The 21,524-nt window shown below is 72.8% G+C and carries 23 protein-coding genes; 10 read left to right on the plus strand and 13 right to left on the minus strand.

Translation table 11 applies throughout. The features are described from left to right. Nucleotides 1–1,116, minus strand: coding sequence for an FAD-dependent oxidoreductase (locus tag AB0J40_RS09675; RefSeq protein WP_364449972.1), 1,116 nt, complete (start codon nucleotides 1,114–1,116; stop codon nucleotides 1–3). Nucleotides 1,117–1,145: 29 nt separating this feature from the next. After that, the gene (locus AB0J40_RS09680) at nucleotides 1,146–2,108 is read right to left on the minus strand and encodes a cyclase family protein (RefSeq protein ID WP_364449975.1); all 963 of its coding nucleotides are present in this window, start codon (nucleotides 2,106–2,108) and stop codon (nucleotides 1,146–1,148) included. A gap of 83 nt (nucleotides 2,109–2,191) precedes the next feature. On the opposite strand from AB0J40_RS09680, the gene AB0J40_RS09685 reads away from it, so the two are divergent. The 3 genes from AB0J40_RS09685 (at nucleotide 2,192) to AB0J40_RS09695 (ending at nucleotide 5,206) form a co-directional block, all read left to right on the plus strand. Next, the gene (locus tag AB0J40_RS09685) at nucleotides 2,192–3,115 is read left to right on the plus strand and encodes a LysR family transcriptional regulator (RefSeq protein ID WP_364449978.1); all 924 of its coding nucleotides are present in this window, start codon (nucleotides 2,192–2,194) and stop codon (nucleotides 3,113–3,115) included. An 84-nt stretch (nucleotides 3,116–3,199) separates the two neighbouring features. Then, on the plus strand, nucleotides 3,200–4,414 hold the full coding sequence (locus AB0J40_RS09690) for an MFS transporter (protein ID WP_364449981.1): 1,215 nt from the start codon (nucleotides 3,200–3,202) through the stop codon (nucleotides 4,412–4,414). Between the two features lie 129 nt (nucleotides 4,415–4,543). Further along, complete coding sequence (locus AB0J40_RS09695) at nucleotides 4,544–5,206, plus strand: lytic polysaccharide monooxygenase (RefSeq protein ID WP_364449984.1); 663 nt, start codon at nucleotides 4,544–4,546, stop codon at nucleotides 5,204–5,206. A gap of 40 nt (nucleotides 5,207–5,246) precedes the next feature. Here the strand turns inward: AB0J40_RS09695 and AB0J40_RS09700 are convergent, their stop codons facing one another. Both AB0J40_RS09700 and AB0J40_RS09705 read right to left on the minus strand, forming a co-directional pair. Then, nucleotides 5,247–5,819, minus strand: coding sequence for a TetR/AcrR family transcriptional regulator (locus AB0J40_RS09700; RefSeq protein WP_364449987.1), 573 nt, complete (start codon nucleotides 5,817–5,819; stop codon nucleotides 5,247–5,249). Next, complete coding sequence (locus AB0J40_RS09705) at nucleotides 5,816–6,538, minus strand: alpha/beta fold hydrolase (RefSeq protein WP_364449990.1); 723 nt, start codon at nucleotides 6,536–6,538, stop codon at nucleotides 5,816–5,818. The genes AB0J40_RS09700 and AB0J40_RS09705 overlap by 4 nt, the downstream gene beginning before the upstream one ends. A gap of 126 nt (nucleotides 6,539–6,664) precedes the next feature. Here AB0J40_RS09705 and AB0J40_RS09710 point away from each other — a divergent pair, with 126 nt between their 5' ends. Then, entirely contained in the window at nucleotides 6,665–8,083 is a 1,419-nt protein-coding gene (locus AB0J40_RS09710) for a pyridoxal-phosphate dependent enzyme (protein ID WP_364449992.1), read from the plus strand. Nucleotides 8,084–8,255: 172 nt separating this feature from the next. On the opposite strand, the gene AB0J40_RS09715 is transcribed toward AB0J40_RS09710, so the two are convergent. Further along, entirely contained in the window at nucleotides 8,256–8,609 is a 354-nt protein-coding gene (locus AB0J40_RS09715; RefSeq protein ID WP_364449995.1) for a hypothetical protein, read from the minus strand. A gap of 594 nt (nucleotides 8,610–9,203) precedes the next feature. Here AB0J40_RS09715 and AB0J40_RS09720 point away from each other — a divergent pair. The 5 genes from AB0J40_RS09720 to AB0J40_RS09740 all read left to right on the plus strand — a co-directional run bounded on the left by AB0J40_RS09720 (nucleotide 9,204) and on the right by AB0J40_RS09740 (nucleotide 14,179). Beyond that, nucleotides 9,204–11,018 carry an arabinofuranosidase catalytic domain-containing protein gene (locus AB0J40_RS09720; RefSeq protein ID WP_364449998.1) on the plus strand — a complete coding sequence of 605 codons (1,815 nt, stop codon included), beginning with the start codon at nucleotides 9,204–9,206 and terminating at the stop codon, nucleotides 11,016–11,018. A 99-nt stretch (nucleotides 11,019–11,117) separates the two neighbouring features. Beyond that, nucleotides 11,118–12,092, plus strand: a complete 975-nt coding sequence (locus tag AB0J40_RS09725) for a D-isomer specific 2-hydroxyacid dehydrogenase family protein (protein ID WP_364450000.1) — start codon at nucleotides 11,118–11,120, stop codon at nucleotides 12,090–12,092. Next, nucleotides 12,085–13,098, plus strand: coding sequence for a D-alanine--(R)-lactate ligase (gene vanA, locus AB0J40_RS09730; protein ID WP_364450003.1), 1,014 nt, complete (start codon nucleotides 12,085–12,087; stop codon nucleotides 13,096–13,098). Before AB0J40_RS09725 ends, vanA begins: the two co-directional genes overlap by 8 nt. Then, on the plus strand, nucleotides 13,095–13,718 hold the full coding sequence (gene vanX / locus AB0J40_RS09735; RefSeq protein ID WP_364450006.1) for a D-Ala-D-Ala dipeptidase VanX: 624 nt from the start codon (nucleotides 13,095–13,097) through the stop codon (nucleotides 13,716–13,718). The genes vanA and vanX overlap by 4 nt, the downstream gene beginning before the upstream one ends. Beyond that, nucleotides 13,715–14,179 (plus strand): GNAT family N-acetyltransferase, encoded by a 465-nt coding sequence (locus tag AB0J40_RS09740; protein ID WP_364450008.1) that lies wholly within the window; start codon nucleotides 13,715–13,717, stop codon nucleotides 14,177–14,179. Before vanX ends, AB0J40_RS09740 begins: the two co-directional genes overlap by 4 nt. Here the strand turns inward: AB0J40_RS09740 and AB0J40_RS09745 are convergent. Then, a complete protein-coding gene (locus AB0J40_RS09745; protein ID WP_364450011.1) occupies nucleotides 14,136–15,233 on the minus strand; it encodes a HAMP domain-containing sensor histidine kinase in 1,098 nt (365 codons plus the stop codon). The genes AB0J40_RS09740 and AB0J40_RS09745 overlap by 44 nt on opposite strands. After that, the gene (locus AB0J40_RS09750; RefSeq protein ID WP_364450013.1) at nucleotides 15,226–15,903 is read right to left on the minus strand and encodes a response regulator transcription factor; all 678 of its coding nucleotides are present in this window, start codon (nucleotides 15,901–15,903) and stop codon (nucleotides 15,226–15,228) included. The genes AB0J40_RS09745 and AB0J40_RS09750 overlap by 8 nt, the downstream gene beginning before the upstream one ends. Before the next feature lie 86 nt (nucleotides 15,904–15,989). On the opposite strand from AB0J40_RS09750, the gene AB0J40_RS09755 reads away from it, so the two are divergent. After that, a complete protein-coding gene (locus AB0J40_RS09755; protein ID WP_364450016.1) occupies nucleotides 15,990–16,439 on the plus strand; it encodes a M15 family metallopeptidase in 450 nt (149 codons plus the stop codon). 6 nt (nucleotides 16,440–16,445) lie between these two features. Here AB0J40_RS09755 and AB0J40_RS09760 read toward each other — a convergent pair whose 3' ends face one another. The 6 genes from AB0J40_RS09760 to AB0J40_RS09785 form a co-directional block, all read right to left on the minus strand. Continuing rightward, nucleotides 16,446–16,763: a hypothetical protein gene (locus AB0J40_RS09760; RefSeq protein WP_364450018.1), complete on the minus strand. Its 318-nt coding sequence runs from the start codon at nucleotides 16,761–16,763 to the stop codon at nucleotides 16,446–16,448. A 56-nt stretch (nucleotides 16,764–16,819) separates the two neighbouring features. Then, nucleotides 16,820–17,812, minus strand: coding sequence for a zinc-binding alcohol dehydrogenase family protein (locus AB0J40_RS09765; protein WP_364450083.1), 993 nt, complete (start codon nucleotides 17,810–17,812; stop codon nucleotides 16,820–16,822). 191 nt (nucleotides 17,813–18,003) lie between these two features. Next, entirely contained in the window at nucleotides 18,004–18,510 is a 507-nt protein-coding gene (locus tag AB0J40_RS09770) for a 2'-5' RNA ligase family protein (protein ID WP_364450021.1), read from the minus strand. Beyond that, on the minus strand, nucleotides 18,507–19,427 hold the full coding sequence (locus AB0J40_RS09775) for an SDR family NAD(P)-dependent oxidoreductase (RefSeq protein ID WP_364450024.1): 921 nt from the start codon (nucleotides 19,425–19,427) through the stop codon (nucleotides 18,507–18,509). Before AB0J40_RS09775 ends, AB0J40_RS09770 begins: the two co-directional genes overlap by 4 nt. Continuing rightward, nucleotides 19,427–19,900 (minus strand): TspO/MBR family protein, encoded by a 474-nt coding sequence (locus AB0J40_RS09780; RefSeq protein WP_364450027.1) that lies wholly within the window; start codon nucleotides 19,898–19,900, stop codon nucleotides 19,427–19,429. Before AB0J40_RS09780 ends, AB0J40_RS09775 begins: the two co-directional genes overlap by 1 nt. Further along, on the minus strand, nucleotides 19,897–21,270 hold the full coding sequence (locus AB0J40_RS09785; protein ID WP_364450029.1) for a TIGR01777 family oxidoreductase: 1,374 nt from the start codon (nucleotides 21,268–21,270) through the stop codon (nucleotides 19,897–19,899). The genes AB0J40_RS09780 and AB0J40_RS09785 overlap by 4 nt, the downstream gene beginning before the upstream one ends. Nucleotides 21,271–21,524: the final 254 nt, after the last annotated feature.

Consider the following 21,524-nt stretch of genomic DNA (forward strand, 5'->3'; position numbering starts at 1 on the left):
TCAGGCGGGCTGGGTGACGAGGGCGGCGATCCGGGCCATCAGACCGGGCACGTCCCCTTGTTCGCGGTCCAAAAGCCACTGTCCTAGCTGGACGGACGCGGCGACGACCTCGGCGGCCCGGGCGTGGCGGCGCTCGGTGAACGCGGTCCAGAGGTCCTCGTCGAGGGTGTCCGCGGCGAGCAGCAGCTCGGTCAGCACGGCGGCGTCTTCGAGGGCCTGGGCACCGCCCTGGGCGAGGGTCGGCGGGCAGGAGTGCGCGGCGTCGCCGATGAGCACGACCCGGCCGCGGTGCCACGGCGCCGGCAGCAGGTGGGCGTCGAACCGCGTGTAGTTGACCCGGGCCGGGTCGGTGAGCGTGGCGCGGATGTCGTCCCACGGCCCGTGGTAGGCCGCCGCGAGCTCGCGCATGGTCGCGAGTTTCTCTTCCGGCGACAGGCCACTGCGGTCCTGGGCGTCCTCGACGAGGTAGGCGTAGAGGGAATCCTTCCCCGTCGGGCAGAAGCCCGCGATGTAACTCGGGCCGCCGTAACAGATTTCGGTGCGCGTCACCGACTCCGGACGCGGCCCGAAAGCCCGCCAGATGCCCATCCCGGTCGGCTGCGGCTCCAGGTCGATGCCCAGCAGGCGGCGGACGGCCGAGCGGACCCCGTCGGCACCGACGACCAGGTCGTAGCGGCCGGTCGAGCCGTCGGAGAAGGTGACGCTCCCCTCCGGGGCGACGGCGGTGACCGTGTATCCCCAATGCACCTTCACCCCCGCCGAGACGGCGCGCTCGGCGAGGATCCGGGCCAGGTCCGGCCGCGGCATGCCGAGCGCCGCCGGCAGGTCGGCTCCGCCGGTGCGGGCGTCGGGGAGCTCCGCGAGCAGGCTGCCGTCCGGGGCACGCAGACCCACGCTGTCGAAGCCGTATCCCTTCTCCTGAACGCTTTCCCACACCCCGAGCCCGCGGAGTTCCCGCAACGCGTTGCCCTGCAGGGTGATGCCGGAGCCGAGGGCGGCGACGTCCGGCTTGACCTCGACGAGGTCGACCGCGACGCCGCGCGCGGCGAGCCGGATCGCGGTCGCGGTGCCGGCGAGGCCGCTGCCGACCACGAGGACGGTGTGCACGGCGGGCATGGGGACTCCTTCGTCCGGTCCGAAGTGGACTACTTGACGGCGATCGGGGCGACGGGCGCGCCGACCGCGCCGGTCACGGGCAGCGGGTCGGCGGTCAGCCAGAACTCGTAGCGGCCGTCTTCCGCGCAGTCCGCGGCGAGCGCGTCGAGGTCCCACATCTCGCCGAGGAACAGCCCGATGTGCGGGATGGCGACCTGGTGCAGCGGCTGGAAGGCGTCGTCGAACTCGTTGGGCCGGACCTCGAACCCCCACGTGTCGGTGGCGATCGCGGCGATCTCGGTGCCGTGCAGCCAGTCCGCGGTGGTGAACGACAGCCCCGGCGCGGGCCCGCCGGCGTAGTCGCCCCAGCCTTCGCGCCGCGCCCGGGTGAGCCGGCCGGTGCGCACCAGGAGCACGTCGCCGCGGCCGACGTGCGCGGTTTCCCCGTGCGCCGCCATGGTTTCTTCGAGGTGGGCGGTAGTGATCGCGAACCCGTCCGGCAGCTCGCCGCCGGTGCCGAGCGCGCGGCCGACGTCGAGCAGGACACCGCGCCCGGCGATCCGGCCCGCCGTGGTTTCGATCCCGGTGACCCGATCGCCCTCGCTGGTCACCACATCCCCGGCGCGGCGGCCGTTCCACGCCACGCCGTGGTCGAAGATGTGGCCGAGCCCGTCCCACTGCGTCGAGGCCTGCAGCGGCATGAACACGACGTCGTCGGCGCCGCCGATGCCGTGCGGGAAACCCTGCGTGCCGCGCTCGGCGTCGAGGCCGGTGTCGAGCATCGTGTGCACCGGGTTGGTCCGGCGCCGCCAGCCCTTCTGCGGGCCATCGGCGTCGAACCGCTGGGCCAGCGGGAAGCTCACGCCGCGCCGGACGAGCGCGGCGCCGTCGCGGCGCTTGGCGTCGTCGAGGAAGTTCAGCGTGCCGAGGACGTCGTCGGCGCCCCAGCGGCCCCAGTTCGAACACCGCTTCGCGGCGGCGGCGATCGCGGCTTCGGGATCGGTGCGGTCCATGGGCCCACCGTCCGGCACCACGCGGCATCAGGGAAGACGAAATACCCTATGCACGATATCAGCGCGGTGGATAACCTGAGGTCGTGAACCTGGCGAGCCTCGACCTCAACCTGCTGGTCACGCTGGACGCGCTGCTGGAGCACCGCAGCGTGAGCCGCGCGGCCGAGCGGGTCGGCCTCAGCCAGCCCGCGGTGTCGGCCCAGCTCGCCCGGCTGCGCCGGCACTTCGGCGACGACCTGCTGGCGCGCTTCGGCAACACCTACCGCCTGACCCCGCTCGCGGTGCAGCTGCGCGGCCGGGCGCGGACGGCGGTCACCGGCGTGGAACGGGTCTTCGCCGCCGAACCGGACTTCGACCCCGCCTCGACGTCCCGCGAGTTCTCCTTGGTGATGAGCGACTACGGCGTCGCCGTGCTGGGTCCGGACCTCGCGGCCGCGCTCGAGCGCGAGGCGCCCGGCGCACGCCTGCGGTTCCTCGCCAACACCCCGGCGGTGGTCGACAACGCGCGGCAGGCCCTGACCGCGATCGACCTTCTGGTGCTGCCGCACGGTTTCCTCGACGGACTCCCCCACCGGGACCTGCACCGCGACGACTGGGTGTGCCTCGTCGACGCCGGGCACCCGGCGGCCGAAACGGGGTTGACCGTCGAGCAGCTGCGGACGATGCCGTGGGTGGTCACCTACCACGGGCCGACCGCGTCGACGCCGGCCGCGCTGCAGATGCGGATGCTCGGCATCGAGCCCCACGTCCAGGTCGTCACCGAGAACTTCCTGACGGTGCCGGGCCTCGTCGCCGGGACGGGCCGGGTGGCGCTGCTGCAGCGCCGCCTCGCCGACCGCGTCCCGAAGGATCTGGGGGTCCGGGCACTGCCCTGCCCGTTCGAGGCGGGGCCGCTGGTCGAGGCGTTCTGGTGGCACCCGATGTACGAGCACGACCCCGAGCACCAGTACCTGCGCGACCTGCTCTCCCGCGTCGCCGCCGACGTCGCCGGGCATCCACCGCGCTGATACCGCGGTTCGGGAGAAGTGATTTCCGCTCGGCCGCACGGGAACCCACACTTTCGGCACCCTCACGGAAGCCCTGGTGCCGACATGTCCGAACGCTCAGCCTTGAACCCGGCCCCGGCCGTCGCCGCCACGGACCGGACGCCCAGCCTGCCGCAGCTGGTCCTGCTGCTGGCCGGCAGCTGCCTGTCCGTGCTCGGCGCCGTCCTCATCGCGCCCGTCCTGCCGCAGCTGACGCGGGCCTTCGCCGCCACTCCCGGTGCCGAGGTGCTCGTGCCGATCGTGCTGACCGCCCCGGCGCTGCTGATCGGGCTCACGGCACCGTTCGCCGGCGTGGTCGCCGACCGGATCGACCGGAAACGCCTGCTGCTCTTGGCGATGGTGGCCTACTCGGTGTTCGGCACCGCGCCCCTATACCTCGGCTCGCTCGGCGCGATCCTCGCCAGCCGCGTGCTGGTCGGGCTGTGCGAGGGCGCGATCATGACCTGCTGCACCACCTTGATCGGCGACTACTGGTCCGGCGCGCGCCGGGCGCGCTACCTCGGCCTGCAGACGCTGGTCGCCACCCTGTCGGCGACGGTGTTCCTGGCGCTCGGCGGGATTCTCGGCGGGTCGGGCTGGCGGACGCCGTTCTGGCTCTACGTCGTCGCCGCGCCCCTGGCCGTCCCGATGGCGCTGAAGCTGTGGCAGCCCCGGCGGCGGTCCACGACCCTGCCCCTGGCGAAACTCCCCTGGCGGCAGCTCGCCGCGCCTTGTCTCGTAACGCTTTTCGGCGGAGTCGTCTTCTACGCGCTCATCGTCGAACTGTCCTTTGTACTCACCGGCGTCGGTGTGACGTCGACCGGGGCGATCGGCGCGATCTCCGCGATCATGTCCCTGGCCACCGCGGGCGGGGCGCTCGCGTTCGGCCGCCTGGCCGGGAAGCCGCCCCGGGTGCTGCTGCCCGCCGGGTTCGGCCTCGCGGCCGCCGGCCTGCTGCTGGTGTTCGCGACGGCGTCGCCGGTCGTCATCACGCTCGGCGCGGTGCTCACCGGGTTCGGCACCGGCATGCTGCTGCCGACCCTGCTGACGTGGGCGGTCGGCCGGCTCTCGTTCGACCAGCGCGGCCGCGGCACCGGCCGGTGGACGGGTTCGCTGTTCCTCGGCGAGTTCGCCTGCCCGCTCGTGTTGGCCGCGATCAGCGCGGGGACCGGGCTCCAAGGCGCGCTCGCCGTCCTGGGGATCGCGTCCGCCATCGCGGGCGTCCTGACCGCCGTCACCCTGCGCCGCCACGACCGGCCGCTCGACGCGGCCGGGCACTGACGGCAGGAACAGTCCCACCATCCGCCTTTACTGTTGGTTGAACTTTTGCCGGGCGACCGATAAGCTGCCCAGCACGCTGGGAGCGCTCCCATGGATCACCACGCTCATCCCGAGAATGGAGGCCCATTCATGCGTATGCGCAGCAGCTCCAGGTCCGGCACCCGCCGGCGGAGCGTCCTCACCCTCGTCGTCGGCACCCTCGCCGGACTGCTCATCGGGGTTCCGGCGGCGTCCGCGCACGGCACCATCGTCAGCCCCGCCACCCGCGCCTACCAGTGCTGGTCGGACTGGGGCAGCCAGCACACCAACCCGGCCATGCAGCAGCAGGACCCCATGTGCTGGCAAGCTTTCCAGGCCAACGCCGACACCATGTGGAACTGGATGAGCGCGCTGCGGGACGGGCTCAAGGGCAACTTCCAGGGCGCGACCCCGGACGGCCAGCTCTGCAGCAACGCCCTCGCCCGCAACGACTCCCTGAACACGCCCGGACCGTGGCGAACCACCAGCCTCGGCAGCAGCTTCACGATGCACCTGTACGACCAGGCCAGCCACGGTGCCGACTACTTGCGGGTCTACATCAGCAAGAACGGGTTCGACCCCACCACCCAGCGCCTCGGCTGGGGCAACCTCGACTTCATCACCCAGACCGGCAAGTACGCCCCGGCCAAGGACATCACGTTCACCGTCCAGACGTCCGGCGCCTACCGGGGCCACCACGTCGTGTTCACGATCTGGCAGGCTTCGCACCAGGACCAGACCTACATGTGGTGCAGTGACGTGAACTTCGGCTGACGTGAACTTCGGCTGACGAATCCGGGTCCGGCGTCCCGCCTCAGGGGCGCCGGACCGCCAGCCCGGCGACCAGCAGCCGCACGAGGTGCCGCGCGTCGTAGCCCTTCGTGCTTCCCGCACACAGGCTGCCCACTCCGCGCATCAGTTCGTACGCGTCCTGGCCCGGGTTGATCTCCCCCGCCGCGGCCGCCGCCTCCAGCAGCTCGGTGCACACCGGGCCGAGCCGCTCCAGGAAGTACGCGTGCAGCGGGTCGTAGCAAGCTTCGTCGGACTGCAGCACCGACGCGAGCCCCTGCTTGGTGATGACGAAGTCGACGAACCGGTCGATCCACTTGATCAGGGCCTCGTGCGGCCCCGGTTCGGAGGCCAGCAACGCCGGGCCGGCCTCGGCCAGTGACTCCACCTGCAGCCGGTACACCGCGAGGATCAGATCCGCCCGGGTCGGGTAGTGGCGGTAGATGGTCGCGGTGCCGACGCCGGCCCGTGCGGCGATCTCGCGGATCGGCGCTTCGACGCCGGACGTCACGAACACCGCGGCCGCGGCCTCGAGGACGTTCGACGCGTTGCGCCGCGCGTCCGCGCGTCGCGGCGCCGCCGCCCGGGAATCGGTCACACCGGCATGCTAACCGGCACGTCGAGCAGCATGTCGGCGAGCTCGCCGGGCGCGGTGATCATGCAGTCGTGCCCGGTGGCCAGCTCCCGGACGTCCGCGGGCTCGCCGTTCGGTTGCACGGCGGGCACCGGGCGCCGATCGAAGCCATCGGGTTTCACCGTGCAGTGGATGTGGGTGCGCGGGATCGCGGCGAGCGCGGGGTTGTCCATGGCTACCGGCTCTTCGAGGCACCGGATCGACTGGTCGGACAGCATCGTGCGCACCCACGCGACGTCGCCGGGATCGGTGACGCCGAACAGCCCGAACGGTGCGGGCAGCTCGGGCAGCGGAGGCATCCGCCAGCCCGTCCCGAGCATGCTCCGCGGGATGGGCATGACGTCGAACGCGTTCTCCCCGTCGGTGGGCACCATCGCGTCGAGGTAGACCAGCCGCGCGATGCGCTCGGGCACCCGGTTGGCCACGGCCGAGATGACCATGCCCGCGTAGCTGTGCCCGACCAGGACGACGTCCCGCAGGTCTTCCTCTTCGAGCAGCCGCACGACGTCGTCGGTGTGCGTGCCGAGCCCGACATCCGGGCTCAGCAGGTGCGCGGTCTCGCCATAACCCGTCAGCGTCGGAGTGAACACCCGCCGCCCGCTCGCCGCCAGCAGCGGCACGACCCGCGCCCAGGCCTGCCCGGTGTGCCAGGCCCCGTGGACCAGTACGTACGTCAGCGTCATGACCACTCATTCCTGAAATGGGACAGCGTCCCGGTTAAGATACGGGACATTGTCCCACTTAGGCAACGGGGGCTTCTGGCACGCTGGCGGGGACAGCTGTGGAGAACCGGACCCGAGGGAGCGCGCGTGGCAGCCGAAGAACCCGCCGAGATCGAGGCGTTCGACTCCGTGCTCGACGCGATCGGCGGCACCCCGTTGATCCGGCTGGCCCGGATCGCGCCGCCGGACGGCCCGCGCATCTACGTCAAGGCCGAGTTCCTCAACCCGGGCGGCAGCGTCAAGGACCGGGCCGCGCTGGCGATGGTGCTCGACGCGGAACGCTCGGGCGCGCTGGAACCCGGCGGGCTCATCGTCGAAGGCACCTCGGGCAACACCGGCATCGGGCTGGCGATCGTGGCCGCCCAGCTCGGCTACCGGCTGACCGTCGTGGTGCCCGACAAGACCAGCCGGGAGAAGATCGCGATCCTGCGCGCGTACGGCGCCGAAGTGGTGACCACGCCCGGGACGGTGCCGCGGGAAGACCCGGCGCACGTCCGGCAGCTCGCCCGGCGGATCGCCGCGGAGCGGGGCGGCTGGCTCGCCGACCAGTACGACAACCCCGCCAACCCGGCGGCACACCGCGAGACGACCGGACCCGAGATCTGGCGCCAGACCGGCGGCCGGCTCACGCACTTCGTCGCGGGGGTCGGCACCGGCGGGACGATCAGCGGCGCCGGCGCGTACCTGAAGGAGGTCAGCGGCGGCCGGGTGCGGGTGGTCGGCGCGGATCCCGAGCACTCGGTCTACTCCGGCGGCGATGGCAGCCCGTACCTGGTCGAGAGCATCGGGCACTACCGGCACCCGGACACCGCCGAGGACCTGTGGCCGCGCTCCTACCACCTCGACGTCGTCGACGACGTCGTGCCGGTCGGCGACCGCGAGTCCATCCTGGTCACCCGGCGGCTGGCGCGGGAAGAAGGCCTGCTGCTGGGCGCGTCGGCCGGGACCGCGGTGGCCGTGGCCCTGCGGGTCGCCGCCGGGCTGTCCCCGGACGACCTGGTCGTCGTCGTGGTCCCGGACTCCGGCCGGTCGTACCTGTCGAAGTACTACGACGACGGGTGGCTGGACCGCCTCGGCTTCCCCGTCGAGCACGCGGGGGAAACGACCGTCGCCGACGTCGTCGGTCCCCTGCCGGCGGCGGCACCCGGGCTGCCCGCGACGGCGACGGCCGGCGAGGCGCTCGCCGCGGCCGGCGGGCACGCGGTGCTGCCGGTGGGCGTCCGGCCGTCGCCGGAACCGCCGTCGGTCGCGGAGGTGACGGGCGCGCTCGACGTCGGCGAGCTGCGCCGGGCCGTCGAGGCGGGCGTAGTCCGGCCCGGCGACCCGATCACGGAGTACGTCACCGGTCCGCTGCCGGCCGTCGGGCTCGGCGAGACCCGGTCCGCGGCCGCGGACCGCCTCGGTGCGCACGAGGCGGCTTGGCTGCTGTCCGACGGGCGGGTCGTCGGCGCCGTCCACAAGGGACAGCTCGACCCGCGGCCGGACGGGGGTGGGGCCGGCTCGTGACCGGCCCCACCCGGGCCGGCGAACACCCGACGCCGCGGCGTGCCCGGGACGGGGAACCGGAGTGTGCAGCTCGCTCCCTGTTCCGGGCACGCAGTACGGCTTCCGGTGCTACACCGGGTTCCGCGCCAGGGCCGGCTTCCGCACACACAACGGGCGGCCGCGGCGCGGGGACTCAGTTGTCCTGGCTGGTGCCACCGTCGGCGATCGCACCGGACGCGCAGTTCTCCGGGTTCTCGCCGCTCGCCTCGTTCTCGCCCGGCGAGAGGATCGGCACGCCGATGCCGTTGAGGGAGTTCTGGACCGGGACCTGGACGCCCAGCACGTTGATGTTGTTGTCGCAGACGCCGGGGGTGACGTTCAGGTTGTGCAGCGCGTCGGTGTTGCTCAGGTTCAGCAGGCCGAGCTGGCTGCTGTGGTCGTGGCCGTGGTGACCGTGGTGGTCCGGCGTACCGGCGGCCGCGACGCCGCCGGCCAGGAACGCGCCAGCGGCCGTGGCGGCCACGACGATACCGAGCTTCTTCAGCATGGGAACTCCTCGAGTAGACGTACGAAACGACCGGGACCGCGACAAGGTGTGTTGGCCGTCCCGGATGGGGGAAACGTACTGAAAAATGCCGTTCGGTTCCGCGCGGAGCCACCATCGTGTGCGCCGCGGAAGCCGCTGACCGGGGAATGAGTGCCCCGATGGGCTGATCCCGGGGCAGCCCGGCGGAAACGGATTCGCACAGTTGTTCAGAACCGCACCACCCGGGGACGACGGCGAGTCGGGTGGACCGCAATCGGTTTTCCGGACTGATTCTCCACGCCTTTTCGCGAAAGGAACGAAAACGAACTGCCACCGGGTGGTGGCTGTGCGCCGCCGGGCCGGGGTGCTCGCCGCCGGGTCCGGCGGTGCCGCCGGACCCGGCGGCACCGCTGCCGGCGGTGCGCGAGCCGGCACCCCCGGCCGCCACTGGGCCGTCCGGTGGGTGGACTGGACCACCCCGTTGACACGGCGGAGAACCCGGACCTACCCTTCCCCCATCCCGACCGCTCCTCCCGCGTCCCCCTTCTCTCCCGGAAATACAACGTTGTAAAATCCGCCCGGGTCGTCGACCTGCGGCTCGAGAGTGAGGTCCCCGTGCCCCGCGCCGCCGGTCGAAGCCTGCTCGCCACCCTCCTGCTCGTGCTCGGAACCGTCCTCGGCCTGGGCGCCCCCGCGGAAGCCGCCGGCTCGCTGCCGTGCGACATCTACGGTTCCGCCGGTACCGCCTGCGTTGCCGCGCACAGCACCACCCGGGCGCTCTACTCGGCCTACGGCGGCGCGCTCTACCGCGTGCAGCGCGCCTCCGACCGGGCCGAAACGGACATCGGGTTGCTCGCCGCCGGCGGGTATGCCAACGCCGCCGCGCAGGACTCCTTCTGCGCCGGGACTTCCTGCACCATCACCGTCATCTACGACCAGTCGCCGCGGCACAACGACCTCACCGTCGAGGGCCCGGGCACCGCGGGCGGGCAGGACGTCGGCGCGAACGCGGCCGCCCTGCCCGTCACCGCCGGCGGGCACAAGGTCTACGGCGTCTACGTCTCCCCCGGCACCGGGTACCGGCACTACGTCGGCGCCGGCGTCGCGCGCAACGGCCAGCCCGAGGGCATGTACATGGTCGCCAGCGGCACGCACGTCAACGGCGGCTGCTGCTTCGACTACGGCAACGTCGAGGCGCAGATCGCCGACACCGGCAACGGCCACATGGACGCGGTGAACCTCGGCACCACCTGCTACTTCCCGCCCTGCACCGGAATCGGCCCGTGGGTGGCGGGCGACCTCGAGAACGGCCTGTTCCAGGGCAACCGCTCCAACACCGCCAACCGCGGCAACGCCACGCCGTTCGTCACCGCGCTGCTGAAGAACAACGGCCAGACCACCTTCGCGCTCAAGGGCGGCAACTCCCAGAGCGGCGGTCTCACCACCTGGTACAACGGCACGCTGCCCTCGGGCGGGTACATGCCGATGCACCAGGAGGGCTCGATCGTGCTCGGCACCGGCGGCGACAACAGCAACGCCTCCATCGGCTCGTTCTTCGAAGGCGTGATGACCGCGGGCTACCCCAGCGACGCCGCGGACGACGCCGTCCAGTCCAATGTGGTCTCCGTCGGCTACGCGGGCAGCACCGGAACCCCGCCCTACGCCGCACCGGTTTCCGGGCCCGGCGGCAAGTGCCTCGACGTCTCCGGGGACGACACCGGCGGCAACGGCACCGCCGTGCAGCTGTGGGACTGCCAGGCCAACGCGGCCGACCAGCACTGGGCGCACAACGCGGACTCGTCACTGTCCACTGTGGGCCGCTGCCTCGACATCAACGGCAACGGCACGGCCAACGGCACCCAAGTCGAACTCTGGGACTGCAACGGCGTCGGCGGCCAGAAGTGGGTGCAGCAGGCCGACGGCTCGTTGCGCAACCCGCAGTCCGGCCGCTGCCTCGACTCCCCCAGCGGCGCCACCGCCAACGGCACGCGCCTGCAGATCTGGGACTGCAACGGCTCCGCGGCGCAGAAGTTCTCCGTCACCGGCGGCGGCCCGATCACCGGCCCCGGCGGCAAGTGCGTCGACGTCGACGGCGACGACCACGGCGTGAACGGGACCGCCGTGCAGCTGTGGGACTGCCAGTCCTTCGCCGTCGACCAGCACTGGTTCCACCTCGCCGGCGGCGCGCTGCGCACCCTGGGCCGCTGCCTCGACATCAACGGCAACGGCACGGCCAACGGCACCCAGGTCGAACTCTGGGACTGCAACGGCGTCGGCGGCCAGGTGTGGACGCAGCAGGCCGACGGCTCGCTGCGCAACCCGCAGTCCGGCCGCTGCCTCGACTCCCCCAACGGCGCCACCGGCAACGGGACGCGGCTGCAGATCTGGGACTGCAACGGTTCGGCGGCCCAGCGGTTCGCCCTGCTCTGACCCCGCGATAGGGCGGGCCGCCGCGGCGGCCCGCCCTATCGCCGGTGTATCGGAAAACGCATACGTGGCGGCAACATCGCCTCGCCTTGACTGGCGGGCATGACCGACACGGCTCTGGGCATCACGATCTACGGCTGCGCGCCGGACGAGGCCGCGTTGTTCCGTGAGCTGGCGCCGCGCTGCGGCGTCGTGCCGACCATCACGGAAGCCGCGGTTTCCGAAGCCACTGTCGAACTGGCGTGCGGAAACCGGTGCATCAGCGTCGCGCACAAGACCGCCGTCACGAACTCCACGCTGCGCGCGCTCGGCCGGGCCGGCGTGCGGTACATCTCCACGCGGAGCATCGGGTACGACCACCTCGACGTGGAGTACGCGAAGAGCATCGGCATCGCCGTCGAGAACGTCTCCTACTCCCCGGACAGCGTGGCCGACTACACCGTGATGCTGATGCTCATGGTGGCGCGGGACGTCAAAGCCCTGCTCCGGCGTGCGGACGTGTACGACTACCGGCTCAGCGCCGTGCGCGGGAAGGAACTGCGCGACCTCGCCGTCGGGATCATCGGGACCGGGCGCATCGGCGTGGCGGTCATGGACCGGTTGCGCGGCTTCGGCTGCCGCGTGCTGGCCCACGACATCCGCCCCCGCAACTCCGCCGACTACACCTCGCTCGACGAGCTGCTGCAGCTGAGCGACGTCGTCACGCTCCACACGCCGCTGACCGCGGACACCCGCCACCTGCTCGACTCCCGCCGCATCGCGCAGCTGAAGCGCGGCGCGGTCGTGGTCAACACCGGACGCGGTGCGCTCGTGGACACCCGCGCCCTGGTCGAGGGGCTGGAAAGCGGGCGGCTGGGCGGCGCGGCGCTGGACGTCCTCGAAGGGGAGGAAGGGATCTTCTACGCCGACCACCGGACCACCGCACCGGAAAGCGAACTGCTCGTGCGGCTGCAGAGCATGCCGAACGTGCTGATCAGCCCGCACACCGCGTACTACACCGATCACGCGCTGAGCGACACCGTCGAAAACTGCCTCATCAACTGCCTGACCTTCGAAAGCGAGCTGCGACATGGATAAGGTGAAGGTCGGAATCATCTTCGGGGGATCCACCGAAGAGCACCCCGTTTCCGTCAAATCCGCGACAGAGGTCGCGAAACACCTGGACACGGACAAGTACGAGCCGTTCTGGATCGGGATCACCCGCGAGGGCACCTGGCTCCTGTGCGACGGGCCGAACTGGGAAAACGGCCGCCCGGCGGTGCTGTCCCCCGATCGCGGCGTCCACGGCCTGCTCGTCCTGGAGGACGGGAAGTACGAGACGATCCGCCTCGACGTCGTGCTGCCCCTCCTGCACGGCCGGCTCGGCGAGGACGGTGCGATGCAGGGTTTATTGGAACTCGCCGGCGTCCCCTACGCCGGCTGTGACATCCAGAGTTCCGCCCTGTGCATGGACAAGTCGCTCACCTACCTGGCGGTGAAGAGCGCGGGGATCGCGACGCCGAGGTTCCGGACGGTCCCCGCCGGCGAAAAGGCCGACCCCGGCGGGCTCACCTACCCGGTGTTCGTCAAGCCCGCGCGGTCGGGGTCTTCGTTCGGTGTCAGTAAGGTGACCCGTGCGGAAGACCTGGCCGACGCGGTGGAAATCGCGCGGCAGTACGACTCGAAGGTGCTGATCGAAGAGGCCGTCGCCGGCAGCGAGATCGGCTGCGCCCTCTTGGGCGACGGCCCCGGCCTGAGCACCGGTGAGCTGGACCGGGTCGCGCTGTCCCACGGCTTCTTCAAGATCCACCAGGAAGCCAACCCCGAGAGCGGTTCGGAGAACTCGACCTTCATCGTGCCCGCCGACATCCCGGACGAGGCACGGTCGCTCGTCTTGGCGACGGCGAAGGCCGTCTACCGTGCACTGGGCTGCCGGGGACTGTCGCGAGTGGACATGTTCCTGACCGGCGACGGGACCGTGGTCCTCAACGAGGTCAACACGTTGCCCGGCTTGACGTCGTACAGCCGCTACCCGCGGATGATGGCCGCCGCGGGGATCTCGCTCGGCGAGGTCCTCGACCGGGTGCTCACGGAGGCCCGGTGAACGACGACTTCGTGTTCGTGGACGAGTGCGCCCCGGGGATCCGCTGGGACGCCAAGTACGCGACCTGGGACAACTTCACGGGCAAGCCGGTGGACGGCTACCTGGCGAACCGGGTCGTCGGCACGCGAGCGCTCGGCACGGCGCTGCGCCGGGCGCAGGAGAAGGCCGCCTCGCGCGGGTTCGGCCTGCTGCTGTGGGACGGCTACCGCCCGCAGCGCGCGGTGGACTGCTTCCTGCGCTGGTCCCGGCGGCCGGAGGACGGCCTGCGGAAACCGCGCCACTACCCGAAGATCGACCGGGCCGAGATGGTCGAAAAGGGCTATGTGGCCCCGAAGTCGGGACACAGCCGGGGCAGCACGGTCGACTTGACGCTGTACCACCTCGACACCGGGGAACTCGCCCCGATGGGCGGCGACCACGACCTGATGGACGCGATCTCCCACCACGGCGCGCCCGGGATCACCGAGGCCGAAGCGCGGAACCGGCGCGATCTGTGCGCCATCATGGAGTCGTGCGGGTTCCGGCGGTACGACCGGGAGTGGTGGCACTACACGTTGCGGGACGAGCCCTACCCGGACACGTACTTCGACTTCCCGATCACCGGGGGTGCGCTCCGATGATCCGTCCGGTGCGGGCCGCCGACGCCCCGCGGCTGGTCGAGCTGCTGGCCCAGCTCGGCTACCCCGCCGGTCACGAAGCCGTCACCCGCCGGCTGGCGGTCGTCCTCGCTTCGGCCACCCAGCAGGTGCTCGTCGCGGCCGACGAGTCCCGGCTGGCCGGGTACGTCGGCGTCGAACGGCGGCCGGCCCTGCTGCACCGGGACGAACACGCCGAGATCACCGGGCTGGTCGTCGACGCGGCGGCCCGCCGGGCCGGCCTCGGCCGCACGCTCGTCCGGGCCGCCGAACAGTGGGCGGCCCGGCACGGCCTGCCGGCGATCGTGGTCCGCTCGAACGTCGTGCGTCCCGAGTCCCACCCGTTCTACGAAGGTCTCGGCTACCTGCGCACGTCGACCTCGCACAGCTACTTCAAGGACCTCACCGCGGGCGCCGGGCGACGCAGATGGGCAGCCGGACCGTGACGTGGAGCCCGCCGCCGTCGCGCGGGGCCAGGGTCAGGGTTCCGCCGTGGGCCTGGGTGATGCTGTGGACGATCGCCAAGCCGAGCCCGACGCCGGTGTGGTCGGTCGTGCGGATGCGCTCGGTGCCGCGCCGGAACGGCTCGACGAGCGTCGACACCAGCTGCGGCGGCAAGGGCTCGCCGGTGTTCTCGACCGTGAGCACCACGCTGCCGGGACGCACGGCGGTCGTGGCCCACACCGTGCCGGCACCGGGCAGGTTGTGGACGATCGCGTTGTGCACCAGGTTCGTCGTCAGCTGCTGCAGGAGCGCGGGCGAGCCGAGCGTGGGCGTCGTCTCCCCGGACGTCTCGATGGTGACGCCGCGTTCCTCCGCCAGCGGCAGCAGCGTTTCGGCGGCTTCTTCCGCCGTCAGCGAGAGGTCGACGCGCTCCCGGGCGAACGACCGCTGGTCGGCCCGGCTGAGCACGAGCAGCGCTTCGGTGAGGTCGATCGCCCGGGTGTTGACGGCGTACAGGCGGTCGACCAGCTCGCCCGCGTCGCGGGTGGGGTCCTTGCGGGCGACCTCGAGCAGCGTCCGCGTCACGGCCAGCGGGGTGCGCAGCTCGTGGGAGGCGTTGGCCGCGAACCGCTGCTGGGCGGTGACGTGGGCTTCGAGCTGCGCCAGCATGGTGTCGAAGGCGTCGGCGAGCTCGCGGAACTCGTCCTTGCGGCCCGGGAGCCGGATCCGGTGGGACAGGGAGCCGTCGGCGGCCAGGCGGGTGGCGTCGGTGACGCGGGTCAGCGGGGCGAGCATCCGGCCGGCCAGCACCCAGCCTCCGGCGAGGCCGAACACCAGCAGGAAGATCAGCACCGCGATCGCGGACGGCGCGAAGCCGCGGATGAGGACCCGGCCCGGCGGCGACATCACCACCGGCATGGTTTCCAGGCCGAGGCGCTGGTAGTACAGCAGGAACAGGCCCACGGCCGCGAGCAGCAGGGCCCCGGCGACCATGACGAAGCCGGCGTAGCTGAGGGTGAGCTTGAGGCGGACGCTCAGGCCGGGCTTCCTATCCACGGTCGCCTCCGGGTGCTTCGATCCGGTAGCCGACGCCGGGCACGGTGGCGATGAGCCAGGGTTCGCCGAGCCGCTTGCGCAGGGCGGAGACGGTGATGCGGACGGCGTTGGTGAAGGGGTCGGCGTTCTCGTCCCAGGCCCGTTCCAGCAGTTCCTCGGCGCTGACGACCCCGCCTTCGGCGCCGACGAGGACCTCCAGCACGGCGAACTGCTTGCGGGTCAGCGCGACGTACCGGCCGTCGCGGTGGACCTCGCGGCGGAACGGGTCCAGCCGCAGGCCCGCGATCTCCCGCACCGGCGGCCGGTTGTGGGCGCGCCTGCGGTCGAGCGCCCGCAGCCGCAGCACGAGCTCCCGCAGCTCGAACGGCTTGGTGAGGTAGTCGTCGGCGCCGAGCTCGAACCCGGTGACCTTGTCGTCGAGCCGGTCGGCGGCGGTGAGCATGAGGATCGGGATGCCGCTGCCGGAGGCGACGATGCGTTCGGCGATCTCGTCACCGGACGGGCCCGGGATGTCGCGGTCGAGGACCGCGAGCTCGTAGGCGTTGACGCTCAGCAGCTCCAGCGCGGTGTCGCCGTCGCCGGCGATGTCGGCGGCGATCGCTTCCAGGCGCAGCCCGTCGCGGATCGCCTCGGCCAGGAAGGGTTCGTCCTCGACGACCAGCACACGCATGCCCCGATGCTACGGACGGGCCCGTATCGCCGGCTTATCGAAAACCGCATACGGGACGGCAACGCCGGGCCGCCTCGACTGGGGGCATGGACTTCACCACGCACGGCGCCGTCCCCCGGCCGGTGCCGGTCTTCGACGACACGACCCCGGCCGTGGTCAACCTCGACCCGGCCCTGCTCGGCGCTCTGCGCCGCGCGGCCGCCGACGCCGAGGTCGGGTTCTTCGTCAACGGCGGCTGGCGCTCCCCCGAGTACCAGGAACACCTGTTCCGGAAGGCGGTCGCGAAGTCCGGCTCGCCGGCGGAAGCCGCCCGCTGGGTGGCCACGCCCGGCACGTCGGCGCACGTGTCGGGCGAGGCGGTCGACGTCTGGCCCGCCGCGGCCCGGGCGTGGCTGGCCGAGCACGGCGCCGGGTACGGGCTGTGCCAGATCTACCGCAACGAGCCGTGGCACTACGAGCTGCGCCCCGAAGCCGTCGAGCGAGGGTGCCCGCCGCCGTACCCCGACCCGTCGCACGACCCGCGGATGCGGCGGTGAGCGAAGTCAGCGGTGATCCTCTTCGATGCCGGTGTAGCGGCCGGGCATCACCAGGCAGGACAGGCCGCCGGTGTCGTTGGTCAGGCAGTAGACCGGCCGGCTCGACTCGGGCTGCCCCGGTTCGCTCTGGTCGCCGACGTGCTGGATGGTGATGTGCTGCGGGTCCTTGGCCGGCGCGGGCGCGGCGGGCTTGTCCCAGGGGTGCCACGCGAGCAGGCCACCGCCGATGCCGGCGACGACGATCGCGGCGGCCAGCAGGCCGGAACCGCGCCGGGCCGGGACGGCCGCGGCGGGCCGTGGTGCGGAGGTATCGAGGTCGGACATGGCCGACAGTCAACATGATCGCCGGGCGGCCACTGCGACGGCGTCGCCTGTCCGGGTCAGCCGGCCCGCAACACCGCCGCACCGGTTACACGATCCAGGGCCAGGTCCGTCAGCGCCCGGTCGGCGTCGGCCAAGGCGTACGGCACCGTGCTGACGCTCAGGTGGTTCCTCCCGGCGAAGTCCAGGAACTCCCGCGCCTCGGCTCGCGTGTTCGCCGTGACGCTGCGCACCTGGCGTTCCTGGAACAGGTGCCGCTGGTAGTTCAGCGGCGGCACGTCGGACAGGTGGATGCCCGCGATCGCCAGCGTGCCCCCGCGGTCGAGGGCTGCCAGTGCCGGTGGGACCAGGGTGCCGACCGGTGCGAACAGGATCGCCGCGTCCAGGGGCTCCGGTGGTGCGTCGCCCGCCGAGGCCGCGCCCAGCGCGAGGGCGAGTTCGCGGGCTTCGGCGCTGCGTGTCACCACGTGGACCGTGGCGCCCCGGGCGATCGCCACCTGAGCGGTCAGGTGCGCGCTGCCGCCGAAGCCGTAGATCCCCAGGCGGCCCCGCTCGGGGACCTCGGCGCGGGCGAGCGCGTGGTAGCCGATGAGCCCGGCGCACAGGAGCGGGGCGAGCTCGTCGTCGGAGTAGCCGGCGGGCAACGCGAGGGCATAGGCCGCCGAGACGACCGCGAACTCGGCGTACCCGCCGTCGGCGTCCCAGCCCGTGTACCGCGACCGCGGGCACAGGTTCTCCCTGCCCCGCTCGCAGAACCGGCAGGTGCCGCAGGTGTGCCGCAGCCAGGCGATCCCCACCCGGTCGCCGACGGCGAACCCGGCGACGTCCGCACCGAGTTCGGCGACTTCGCCGACGACCTCGTGCCCCGGTACGACGCCGGGCCGGTGCCCGGGCAGATCGCCTTCCGCGACGTGCAGGTCGGTCCGGCAGACGCCGCAGACGCCGACCCGCACGAGCAGTTCGCCGGCGGCGGGCCGCGGCACCGGCACCCGGGCGGCTTCGAGCGGTCCCGAGGCCATCGGCCCCGGCCGGGTGACGCGCCAGGCGGTCATGGTGGTCGGCAGGGTCATCGATCCCTCCTCGGTCGCCGAACCAGCATGCCGCACGCACCGGCGTTCAGCCGCCGACGCCGGGGACGGCCCTGCGCGGGTCCTCGGCCGCGCCTGGCTCCGCGGGCGCAGCCGCCCGCCCACGGCCGGTGCCCAGCCACGCCCCGGTGGCGGCCGGCCTCCCCCGCCGGTGCTCAACCGCCGAAAGGCAGCTGCTCGACCGGCTCCCACGGGCCGCCCACGTACCGCCACACCGCCAGCCCGGTCGCCGTGGCCTCGCGGGGGCCGAAATTCGCGCGCAGCGCCGCGAGGGTCGCCGCCGCCGTCTCCGGGCTCACCTTGTTCTGCACCGTCACGTGCGGCTTCAGCGGCTGCTGGTCCTGCCGCGTCAGCCACCCGGCCCACCGGTGCCGCACCCGCGCGTGCACCCCCATCAGTTCGGGAGCCCGGACGACGAGCGCGACTCCGCGGCCCAGCGGCCGGACCCCGTCCACCGTGAGCGTGAACCGCCCCGTCGAGCCCGCCACGGCCGCACAATCGGCGACCACCTCGTCTTCGTGGATCCCGGGCAACGCGTGGAACAACGTCACATGCGCTCCGACGACCAACCGCTCCGGTGGGAACCACTTCCGGCGCAAGGCGTCCCACACCACCCGGGTCTCTTCGTCCACGGTCAGCGTGAGCACCAAAGGTGCGTTCACAGGCCCACGGCCGCCAGGCAATACCGCAGCAGGCGCTTCGCCTCGCCCGGGGCCGGGCGCGTGCCGGGGAGCACGTGCGTCGGCCGGTCCCGCCGGTCGTGCCAGAACCGGCCCGGCGGCGGCCCCGGCCGGGTCGCCGCGAGCCAGACCGCCGTGTCGGCCCCTTCCTCCGCCGTGCGCAGCGCGGGCGCGAGCAGGCGCCGGAACACCGGCAGCGAACTCGCCAAACCGGGGGTGTCCGCCCAGCCGGGATGCGTGCTGTGCACGGCGATCCCGTCCGGCCGCCAGCGCTGCGCGAGCAACGGCGTCAGCTCGACCTGCATCCGTTTGGTCCGCGCGTACGCCGTCGCGCCGCGATAGCGGCCTTCGCGGAACTCCGGATCGTCGACCGCGAGCCGCTGGGTGTACATCCCGCCGGACGACACGAAGATCACCCGCCCGTCGCGCAGGGCTGGGCGCAGCAGTTCGGTCAGCAGCACCGGCCCGAGCACGTGCGTGGCGAACGTGATCTCGTGCCCGTCGACGCTCTCGGCCCGTTCCGGCGGCAGCACCCCGGCGTTGTGCACCAGAACGTCCACCCGGGGCTCCTGGGCGGCGAACCCGCGCACCGACGCGAAAGAGGACACGTCGCACCGGGCCGTGCGGACCTTCGCCTCCGGGACGGCCGCGCGCACGCGGGCGAGCGCCTGCTCGCCGCGGCCGGGGTCGCGCACCACCAGCACCACTTCCGCGCCCAGCCGGGCCAGCCCGGCGGCCGTGGCTTCGCCGAGACCGGAGCTCGCGCCGGTCACCAGGGCGACCCGGCCGCGCAGGGCGTCCGGCGCGGGATCGTCCACCGCCCAGGTACGCCGGCGCAGCGCGTAGCCAAGGCGCGAGTAGCCGACGGCCACCGTGCGGTCGAGCAGCGTGTCGAGCATCAGTTCAGCACCACGATCGCCGTGTTGAGCGCCGTCGCGAACAGCGTCCACGCCAGGTACGGCAGCTGCAGGGCCGCGGCCGCCGCCGAGCGGCGCCGGAACACCAGCGCGGTCGCGGCGATCACCACGTCGAGCACCACGATCTCGACCAGGGCGAGGGTGTAGGCGCCCGCGGCGAAGAACAACGGCGTCCACGCGGCGTTGAGCACCAGGCCCGCCGCGTACCAGGCGAACTCCCGGCGGGGTGCCCCGGTGCGCCAGAACAGCCAGCCGGACAGGGCGATCAGCAGGTACAGCACCGTCCACACGGGACCGAACAACCAGGACGGCGGCGCCCACGGCGGCTGCGCCAGTCCGGAGTAGACAGCGCGCGACTGCGTGGCCGCGAGGCTGCCGACGGCGGCGACGACGGCCACCGCGGCGACGAAACCCGCCAGCGCGAGCGGCGGAGCGGGGCGGTGCACGGTGGTCATACCGGTTCTCCTGCGGTCGGTCGGGCCGGAACGCGGGTGCCGGCGCCGAGGGAGTGGGCGAGGGCGTCCCGGAGTTCGGGGTGGCGGAATTCGTGCCCGGCGTCCAGCAGCCGCCGCGGGATCACCCGCTGGTCGGCGAGCGCCAGTTCGCGGGCGCCGGCGGAGCCGAGCAGCAGGCGGGGGCCGAGCGACGGCACGGCGAGCACCGCCGGGCGGTGCAGCACCCCCGCGAGGACGCGGGTGTACTCGGCGTTGCGCACCGGCTCCGGGGCGACGGCGTTGACCGGGCCGGCGAGGGCGCGGTCGGTCACCGCTCTCAGGTAGACGTCGGTGAGGTCGTCGAGCCCGATCCACGGCATCCACTGCCGTCCGGTCCCGAGCGGACCGCCCAGCCCGGCCGCGAACAGCGGGCGCTGCAGCCGCAGGACGCCCCCGCGCGGGCTGAGCACCAGGCCGGTGCGCACCCGGACGACGCGGATACCCGCGGCGGCGGCGGGGCCGGTGGCGGCCTCCCAGTCGTCGACGACGCCGGCGAGGAAACCTCCGCCGCGAGCGCTGTCCTCGGTGAGGACCTCGTCGCCGCGCTCCGGCCCGTAGAACCCGACGGCGGACGCCGTGACGAACACCCCCGGCCCGTCCGGGGTGCGGGCGGCCAGCTCGGCGAGTTTCCGGGTGGGTCCGATCCGGCTGTCCCGCACGGTCCGCCGGTGGCGTTCGCCGAACCGCCCGGCGACCGAGGCGCCGGCGACGTGGACCACCGCGTCGACCCCGGCGAGGAGGTCGGCGCCGGGGTCCTCCGGACGCCAGGTCCGTTCGCCGGGCTCGCGCGCGGGACGGCGGACCAGGCGGACCACCCGGTGGCCGCCGGTGGTGAGCAGGGCCGTCAGCGCCGTGCCGACCAGGCCGCTCGCCCCGGTCACCGCGACGGTGAGCGGTTCGTGCCGGTACCGCCGTTGCGCGGCCAGGTCCGCGGCCAGCTGCCGGTGGCGGTAGGCGAACATCGACCGCAGCAGCGCCGCCGGCACCGGTGTCTCCACGCGGTCGGTGACCACCGTGCGGCCGGCGCCGTCCGGCTCGAACCGATGGGTGTGCCGCCACGGCAGGACGGCCGAGACCACCGGCGTGGCCAGCCGGTCGGTGAACTGGTGCGGCGGCCGGTAGCCGTCGGCCTGGTGCGCCGCGAGCCACTTCGGCCCGCCGGGCAGGACCAGCTCGGCCGTGCCGTCGCGCAGGGACGCAGCTTCCGCGCCGACCCGCACCGGCTGCCACGGCGGGGTGAGCCGCGTGATCGCGCCGGGCAGGCCGTGCCAGGCGAACACCTCGTCGACGGGCGCGGCGACGACGCTGGAGTACTCGAAGACCACGCGCACCTCCGATGCAGCTTCGACGCAGAACTGACGCAAGCGTAGCTCGGGTAATCCACCTTCGCCGATCTTGGCTATGGCGGAGCGATTCATTTTCGATGCATCGACGTGCGTTCGCGACGCACGGGTGTGACGATCGGAGCAAGCAGCGAGCGGGAGGGCCCGATGAGTTCACTCACCACGCCGACCAAGGGGTCGAGCCCGGTCGAGAAGGCGCTGGGCGACGCCGCGAACAACGCCGACCAGCGGTATGTCCTGGC

This window comes from Amycolatopsis sp. NPDC049691 (assembly GCF_040675005.1).
Taxonomy (GTDB): domain Bacteria; phylum Actinomycetota; class Actinomycetes; order Mycobacteriales; family Pseudonocardiaceae; genus Amycolatopsis.

What these genes read in the sequence shown, in the direction of transcription:
- AB0J40_RS09780 (WP_364450027.1), bottom strand. Translation starts at nt 19,900, where the DNA reads ATGACCACCGTGCACCGCCCCGCTCCGCCGCTCGCGCTGGCGGGTTTC.
- AB0J40_RS09705 (WP_364449990.1), bottom strand. Translation starts at nt 6,538, where the DNA reads ATGACGCTGACGTACGTACTGGTCCACGGGGCCTGGCACACCGGGCAG.
- AB0J40_RS09740 (WP_364450008.1), top strand. Translation starts at nt 13,715, where the DNA reads ATGATCCGTCCGGTGCGGGCCGCCGACGCCCCGCGGCTGGTCGAGCTG.
- AB0J40_RS09765 (WP_364450083.1), bottom strand. Translation starts at nt 17,812, where the DNA reads ATGACCGCCTGGCGCGTCACCCGGCCGGGGCCGATGGCCTCGGGACCG.
- AB0J40_RS09775 (WP_364450024.1), bottom strand. Translation starts at nt 19,427, where the DNA reads ATGCTCGACACGCTGCTCGACCGCACGGTGGCCGTCGGCTACTCGCGC.
- AB0J40_RS09760 (WP_364450018.1), bottom strand. Translation starts at nt 16,763, where the DNA reads ATGTCCGACCTCGATACCTCCGCACCACGGCCCGCCGCGGCCGTCCCG.
- AB0J40_RS09715 (WP_364449995.1), bottom strand. Translation starts at nt 8,609, where the DNA reads ATGCTGAAGAAGCTCGGTATCGTCGTGGCCGCCACGGCCGCTGGCGCG.
- AB0J40_RS09695 (WP_364449984.1), top strand. Translation starts at nt 4,544, where the DNA reads ATGCGTATGCGCAGCAGCTCCAGGTCCGGCACCCGCCGGCGGAGCGTC.
- AB0J40_RS09675 (WP_364449972.1), bottom strand. Translation starts at nt 1,116, where the DNA reads ATGCCCGCCGTGCACACCGTCCTCGTGGTCGGCAGCGGCCTCGCCGGC.
- AB0J40_RS09750 (WP_364450013.1), bottom strand. Translation starts at nt 15,903, where the DNA reads ATGCGTGTGCTGGTCGTCGAGGACGAACCCTTCCTGGCCGAGGCGATC.
- AB0J40_RS09680 (WP_364449975.1), bottom strand. Translation starts at nt 2,108, where the DNA reads ATGGACCGCACCGATCCCGAAGCCGCGATCGCCGCCGCCGCGAAGCGG.
- vanA (WP_364450003.1), top strand. Translation starts at nt 12,085, where the DNA reads ATGGATAAGGTGAAGGTCGGAATCATCTTCGGGGGATCCACCGAAGAG.
- AB0J40_RS09690 (WP_364449981.1), top strand. Translation starts at nt 3,200, where the DNA reads ATGTCCGAACGCTCAGCCTTGAACCCGGCCCCGGCCGTCGCCGCCACG.
- AB0J40_RS09755 (WP_364450016.1), top strand. Translation starts at nt 15,990, where the DNA reads ATGGACTTCACCACGCACGGCGCCGTCCCCCGGCCGGTGCCGGTCTTC.
- AB0J40_RS09725 (WP_364450000.1), top strand. Translation starts at nt 11,118, where the DNA reads ATGACCGACACGGCTCTGGGCATCACGATCTACGGCTGCGCGCCGGAC.